The organism is Bacteroides sp. D20 (assembly GCF_003436255.1).
GTDB lineage: Bacteria > Bacteroidota > Bacteroidia > Bacteroidales > Bacteroidaceae > Bacteroides > Bacteroides uniformis.
This window is the reverse complement of the sequence record NZ_QSOO01000012.1, coordinates 140117-146248: the sequence shown is the minus strand read 5'-3', so window position 1 is coordinate 146248 and position 6132 is coordinate 140117. Positions and strand designations below refer to the sequence as shown.

At 51.8% G+C, this 6132-nt stretch carries 7 protein-coding genes; 4 read left to right on the top strand and 3 right to left on the bottom strand.

Going from position 1 to position 6132, the window contains the following annotated elements:
- Window positions 1-429: RteC domain-containing protein (locus tag DXD78_RS13635; RefSeq protein ID WP_233534017.1), on the top strand; the 429-nt coding region annotated here is incomplete at its 5' end.
- Window positions 430-510: 81 nt separating this feature from the next.
- Here the strand turns inward: DXD78_RS13635 and mobC are convergent.
- Genes mobC through mobA form a run of 3 tightly spaced genes read right to left on the bottom strand, consistent with a single transcriptional unit; the run spans window position 511 to window position 4210 of the window.
- Window positions 511-2520: a conjugal transfer protein MobC gene (gene mobC / locus DXD78_RS13630; protein ID WP_005809229.1), complete on the bottom strand. Its 2010-nt coding sequence runs from the start codon at window positions 2518-2520 to the stop codon at window positions 511-513.
- Window positions 2521-2552: 32 nt separating this feature from the next.
- Window positions 2553-3803: a conjugal transfer protein MobB gene (gene mobB, locus DXD78_RS13625; RefSeq protein WP_005809226.1), complete on the bottom strand. Its 1251-nt coding sequence runs from the start codon at window positions 3801-3803 to the stop codon at window positions 2553-2555.
- On the bottom strand, window positions 3782-4210 hold the full coding sequence (mobA, locus tag DXD78_RS13620) for a conjugal transfer protein MobA (RefSeq protein ID WP_005809224.1): 429 nt from the start codon (window positions 4208-4210) through the stop codon (window positions 3782-3784). The genes mobB and mobA overlap by 22 nt, the downstream gene beginning before the upstream one ends.
- A 421-nt stretch (window positions 4211-4631) precedes the next feature.
- Between mobA and DXD78_RS13610 the strand changes: the two genes are divergently transcribed.
- The 3 genes from DXD78_RS13610 to DXD78_RS13600 all read left to right on the top strand — a co-directional run bounded on the left by DXD78_RS13610 (window position 4632) and on the right by DXD78_RS13600 (window position 6124).
- Complete coding sequence (locus DXD78_RS13610) at window positions 4632-4835, top strand: hypothetical protein (protein WP_023056940.1); 204 nt, start codon at window positions 4632-4634, stop codon at window positions 4833-4835.
- Window positions 4836-4919: 84 nt separating this feature from the next.
- Entirely contained in the window at window positions 4920-5681 is a 762-nt protein-coding gene (locus tag DXD78_RS13605; protein ID WP_117652783.1) for a ParA family protein, read from the top strand.
- A 2-nt stretch (window positions 5682-5683) separates the two neighbouring features.
- Window positions 5684-6124 (top strand): DUF3408 domain-containing protein, encoded by a 441-nt coding sequence (locus tag DXD78_RS13600; protein WP_117652787.1) that lies wholly within the window; start codon window positions 5684-5686, stop codon window positions 6122-6124.
- The last annotated feature ends 8 nt before the right edge of the window (window positions 6125-6132 follow it).

Below are 6132 nucleotides of genomic sequence, written 5' to 3'. Positions count from 1 at the left end.
ACCATCCCGTACGTAATCTGTCAGAAGAAAAAAAGAGAGATTGCCGCCTACGTCAGCAAGGCTCTGTCTTTCGTAAGAAAGATGCAGAAATTCCTTGCCACGCCCCAAGTGCCACCACTAATATCCGCCAACAACGCAACAGAAACCACCGCCAGCCTTCTTCAATGGACGGGCAATGCCATCGACCTCGTGGAGCTGATATACGGCATAGACGTGATGGGCTGCATCAACAACGGCAATATGCCGCTCAAACAGCTCGCCCCGCTCTTGTACAAAATATTCGGCGTGGAATCAAAGGACTGCTACCGTTTCTACATCGACATCAAACGCCGGAAGAACGAGAGCCGCACCTACTTCCTTGACAAAATGCAGGAAAAACTGAACGAGAAGATGCTCCGTGACGAAGAGATGGAGCGTATGAGAAGATAGACTAAGAATCCCTAAAGAATAACGGGCGGAGCAAGTTTGATACTTTGTTCCGCCCGCTTTCATTGCCTCACGTCAGCCCGGTTATTTCTGCTGTAACAGGTGTTTCAGATTGTCGTCGTTGGCAATCCGCTCCAGTTCCTCCTGAACAATCTGCTTGACTTCCTCCTTGATGCGCCTGTAATTCGCCTGCACCGTTTCCTTCATGTGGTCGTTGCCATCCTCGTCCGTGAAGTCGGTAATGACGGGTATCTTCTTGTAGGCTTTTTCCTCGCGTTTCACCTTCTCTGCATCCACGACAATCTCGCAGTGAAAAATCTTCTGTTCAATGCGCTCGTTGAAGTTATCGGACACAGAACCGACAAACATTCCCTGCGTCAAGCCGGAAATCTTGCTGGGCGGGATAAGCGCGTCCATCTGCGTATTGATAGAGGTGGAAACGTCCTGCCGGTTGATGGAAATGGACTGCCGTTTCTGCAAGACCTTTCCGAAGCGTTCGGATAGCGTCTTGGCGGTTTCACCCACCACCTGCCCGGAGAAGATATTACCGACGGTGTTCATCACGACTTTAGCTTCCTTATCGCCATAGTCGCGCACCAACTGGCTGAAATCCTGAAAGCCCAGACACACGGCAACCTTGTTGCTTCGTGCGGTGGCAATAAGGTTGTCCAGCCCCTTGAAATATATCGTCGGTAGTTCATCTATAATGACCGACGACTTCAGCATCCCCTTCTTGTTGATGAGCTTTACGATACGGGAGTTATACAGACCGAGAGCCGCACCATAAATATTCTGACGGTCGGGATTGTTACCCACGCACAGGATTTTCGGCTCTTCGGGATTGTTGATATCCAGCGTAAACTCGCTGTCCGACATTACCCAATAGAGTTGCGGGGAAATCATGCGCGAGAGCGGAATTTTCGCCGATGCTATCTGCCCTTGAAGCTGCTCAGCCGCCCCACCGAGCCAAGCATCCATGAATGGTGAGAGGTAGTTTTCAAGTTCGGGATATGAAGAAAGAATCGGGAAAATATCCTCGTAACGGCGGTTCAGGAACTCAATGGCATGGGGAAACGTGCAATACTTACCACCCTTATAGATTTTGAGATACCATATAATACTGGCAAACAAGATAATAGGTGATTCCACGAAGAAGTCACCCTGCTTCTGCACCCACGTTTTATTGAGATTGAGCATAATCGTGTACGCACTCTCGTAAGCGTCTGTAATATCCTCCATGAAGTCCGGGTGGATAGGATTGCAACGGTGTGAGCGTCGCGGGTCATCGAAGTTTATCACATAAAACTTCGGTTTCACCTTGTAGCCCTCCGGGTGGTTCAGCAGATGATTGTAGGCTATCGTGGACAAGTCGCTGAATTTGAAGTCGTACACATACATCGAGAAGCCCTTTTCAATCTGCTGCTTGATGAAATTATTTACCACAGCGTATGATTTTCCACTGCCCGGCGTACCCAACACGATAGAAGCCCTAAAGGGATTCACGACATTGATCCAGCCGTTGTTCCAACGCTTTTTGTAGTAAAACCGTGTCGGAAGATTGACCGAATACTCACTTTCTATGAGCCGTGTTTCCTGCATGAAACTCTCGTTCTCGTTGTTGAATACATCGTCCATGAGGTTGTGCTTCAACAGGCGGCTCATCCACAGACCGCCCATCAGCAGGCAGACATAACCTGCGCCGATGGTCAGAATATACAGTCCCGTCACCGCCTCTATCGGGAGCGGCAAAGCCAGTATCCACCAGTTGAGGAAGAACAACACAAAGCCAACGGCAAGGGCTGTCCAGATTCGTTCCCAAGTGATTTTCTCACCCTTCACGCCCTTTGTCCCCAGACAGGACAGGGCAAGCAGGAGAACGGCAAACAGTTTCGTGTACAGGATGGAACGGAACAGCCCCGCCGTGCGGTTGAAGTTCATCAGTATTCTGTCCACCACACCGATGTCCACCCCCCAAAGCCGGATTGCTTCGTAGCAGAACCAGTACACGTTCATGACCACTAAAATAATACTCACGGCACGCAGAAAATCCATGATTTTCGCCAATGCCCTCAAATCGTCTTCTTGTTGTGACATACATTGATTTTTTTGACTGTTGATACTCTTGATTACATTCCCAAGCCCTTGCGCTTCTTCTTTTTCTTCTTGCGCTGCATCGCCCGGATGAAGGCTTCCTCTTCAGCGTCCACTGCCGGACCTTCGGGGGCAAACAGGTTCATGCCGCTGGAATGGCTTTCGTATTCCCCTCCGGAATATCCTTGCCTGTTCTCCAGTTCCTCCACCGGAACGGAGAGCGGAATCGGCGGCTGTCCGGCATAAGGCAGCGTGAAGTGTTCCTGCAAGGCGTTGGCAGAAAGTTCCTTGCCCATGCGTGAGCCGTTTAACACGCAGCCCGTGCGGTGGTCGATGAACGTGGCTCCATAGATGCGCCCTTCCTCCGTGTAGCGTAGCACGGTGTCGATGCCCTTCCTTTTGAGCGTGGCAACAAACTTCTCCTTGTCATACGTGCCTTCCAGCACGGAAAAGACGGTGCGTTTCGTCATGTCAGCAAGTTTCCTGTCCTTAATCTCCTGCTTGGAACGGGCAAACTTCTTCTGTACGGCTTCATAGCCGACGGACTTCCCGAACAGTGAGGACTTGAAAGGATTACCGACCTTGTTACCCTTATCGTCCGTGACGGAATAGACCAGCCCGTGATACTCACGTCCGCGCACATTGCCATGCGCTTCCTCCACCGTCATATTATATAAGGAAAGAAGGGCGCGGTATTCGCCCATCGTCTGAAACTTGTATCTGCGGTTCAGTTCTCTAATCAGATTCCCCGCCTGCTTCTTCACGTCGCCCGCAGAAGCGTCCACTTTGCGCAGCGGCGTATCAAGACGGCGGTTCTTGCGTTCCGCGTCGTGCAGCCCGTATTTCCGTTCCAGTTCGCGTGTTATCTGCTTGCTCCGGTAAAAGTTATTCCGGGTGTCTATGCTCCTGCCTTCCTCGTCCACCCTGACCGTCACAATATGCAGATGGTGGCGGTCGATGTCCTCATGCTTGAAAACGAGATACGGCTGGTTGCCGAACCCCATCTTCTCCAGATACTCCCGTGCGATGTCCTGAAGTTCTGTGTCCGTCAAAATATCGTCGGGATGCGGATTGAGCGAGATATGCACCACCGGTTTCTTCACCTTCGACCGCACGGGCATCAGAGCGAGAAAGTCCTCCATAGCCCGGTGGATATCCACCGTCCCCGAACCGTCATTGTAGATGCGGTTGGTTGTCAGAAGCCGCCCTTTCGCCTCGTTGATCTTTTCCCCGTTGTAGGCAAGTGCGCCGTACAACGAGTTTCCTACACTGATTTTTGCGACCATTTTTCCTGCATCTCTCTTGAAAGTTCCACAATCCGGCGGCTCAGTTTCACGAGTTCGACGGTCTGTTGCTCCAGCTTGTAGAGCAACGCCATCGCCTTTTTCTCGGAAAAATGCAGCCTCAGTTCCTTCACGACTTGGTTGTAGTTCGTGCCTATCGCGCGGAACTGCGCATGAAAATCGGACAGTTTGGTGTAGTAGTCCACCAGCGTCTTGTCCACTTTCAGCACTTTGAACGGCTGCCCGAAGAAGTGCGCTTTCAGGAAGACCGACTTGGCGTAAACGCCCGACTTCTCGAACATGGAGAGGAAACGGTTGTGTTCCTCCTCGCTGAAACGGACGGTGTAGCGGAACACCGCCGGATCGAGTTTGGGATTTCTCCCGCCTTTGTTTCTTCTTTTTTCACTCATATTACTTTGGATTTAGCGGTTTGACGGCATAAGCCGCCGCTTCGAGGCACAGCACCGCAGGTTTGAGAGGCTTCCCGACTTCGGAGGGTAAGCCCGCCCCCCTGCAAGGGCAAGGCGTTTTCGTGGCTGCTCAAAATATTTTGAGCGGCTGAAAACATACCTTGCTATGTTCAGGTGAACATAAAAATCCGTCGGGGACGGATTGGGGGAATGCCTTTCAAACTCCGGGCTGCGCCACCTGCGGCGAACCCTGCCGTTCGGGTGCAAAGTTACGCCCTTAACACGGTATCGGACAGAGGCTTGACCCGGACAATCAGTGCCAACCGGCGCAACGTGCTGCCACTTGCCGGAGAAGTGATACGGATTCAAAAATATCCTTGTTTATTTGCAGCATGATTCAAGAAACGAACGATTTGAAGATATGGAAAAAGGAACTTTCAGATACCCGGCAAACCGCTTCGGCGGATATTTGCCAAACCGAATATCCGAACCGTCGGATACCCGGTTTTCCAGTGACGCGGTGATTCACGGATTCAATGACTTCATGACGCAATGCCGTCATTCATCGGTTATCCGAATCCCGGCTTCACCATTGAAGCGGATACGTGACGAACCGCCCGGATAATGATTCACGGACGCGGATATGTATGTCACCGCTTCCGTACAGGAACAGGAAAACAATTTATCAACCATTAAAAGCAATAGAACCATGAGTAATGAAATCTTCGTTGCATTCGCAACACAAAAGGGAGGTATCGGAAAATCGACCGTCACGGCTCTTGCCGCCAGCTACCTCCACAACGTGCAAGGTCACAATGTCGCCGTCATAGATTGCGACGCCCCGCAACACAGCATCCACGGGCTGCGCGAACGCGAAACGAAACTTATCGACGAGAGCCTCTATTTCAAGGCACTCGCGTGTGACCATTTCCGCAAAATAAAAAAGAACGCCTATCCGGTCATTGCAAGCGACGCCCTCAACGCCCTTGACGATGCCGAAAGGATGCTTGCCGAAGAAGAAGTGAAACCGGACATCGTGTTCTTCGATATGCCGGGAACGCTGAAAAGCAACGGGGTTGTAAAGACCCTCTCGCAGATGGACTACATCTTCGCGCCCATGAGTGCCGACCGCTTCGTCGTGGAAAGCACCCTGCAATTCGCCGTGATGTTCCGTGACAATCTCATGACGACGGGACAGGCGAAAACAAAAGGGCTGTACCTGTTCTGGACGATGGTGGACGGCAGGGAAAAGAACGGGCTGTACGACCTGTATGAAGATGTGATTGCCGAAATGGGGCTGTCGGTGTTGTCCACCCGCCTGCCCGACAGCAAGAAGTTCCGGCGCGACCTCTCGGAAGAGCGCAAGAGCGTTTTCCGCTCGACCATCTTCCCGATGGATGCATCCCTACTGAAAGGGAGCGGCATCCGTGAGTTCTCGGAAGAGATAAGCCGTATCATCAAACCTCAATGAGCATGGGCAGCAGGAAAGTGAACACCGAAGGCATCGACGAGGAACTGTTAATAGCCTCCATCGGCAGACGCAAGCAGGACGGGACCCTGTACCGTGTGCAGGAGCCATCCGTGCCTGCCCCCGAAGAAGAAAGCGTCCCGGAAACGGAACCACCGCCCACGGCATCCCCGTCAAGGGAGAAGGTACAGAAAGACACCGCCCGTCGCAAACGGCAGGAGGATGACTATTCCGGTCTGTTCCTTCGCCGCAACGAGATAAAGACACGCCAGTGCGTCTATATCAGCCGCGACGTACACAGCAAGATTCTTAAAATCGTGAATGACATCGCCGGACGGGAAATATCGGTAGGCGGCTACGTGGACACCGTGCTGCGCCAACACCTGGAACAGCACAAGGAGAAAATAAACGAACTGTACAAGAAACAACGTGAAGACTTAATTTGAATATGGAT

What these genes read in the sequence shown, in the direction of transcription:
- mobC (WP_005809229.1), bottom strand. Translation starts at nt 2,520, where the DNA reads ATGTCACAACAAGAAGACGATTTGAGGGCATTGGCGAAAATCATGGAT.
- mobB (WP_005809226.1), bottom strand. Translation starts at nt 3,803, where the DNA reads ATGGTCGCAAAAATCAGTGTAGGAAACTCGTTGTACGGCGCACTTGCC.
- mobA (WP_005809224.1), bottom strand. Translation starts at nt 4,210, where the DNA reads ATGAGTGAAAAAAGAAGAAACAAAGGCGGGAGAAATCCCAAACTCGAT.
- DXD78_RS13610 (WP_023056940.1), top strand. Translation starts at nt 4,632, where the DNA reads ATGGAAAAAGGAACTTTCAGATACCCGGCAAACCGCTTCGGCGGATAT.
- DXD78_RS13605 (WP_117652783.1), top strand. Translation starts at nt 4,920, where the DNA reads ATGAGTAATGAAATCTTCGTTGCATTCGCAACACAAAAGGGAGGTATC.
- DXD78_RS13600 (WP_117652787.1), top strand. Translation starts at nt 5,684, where the DNA reads ATGGGCAGCAGGAAAGTGAACACCGAAGGCATCGACGAGGAACTGTTA.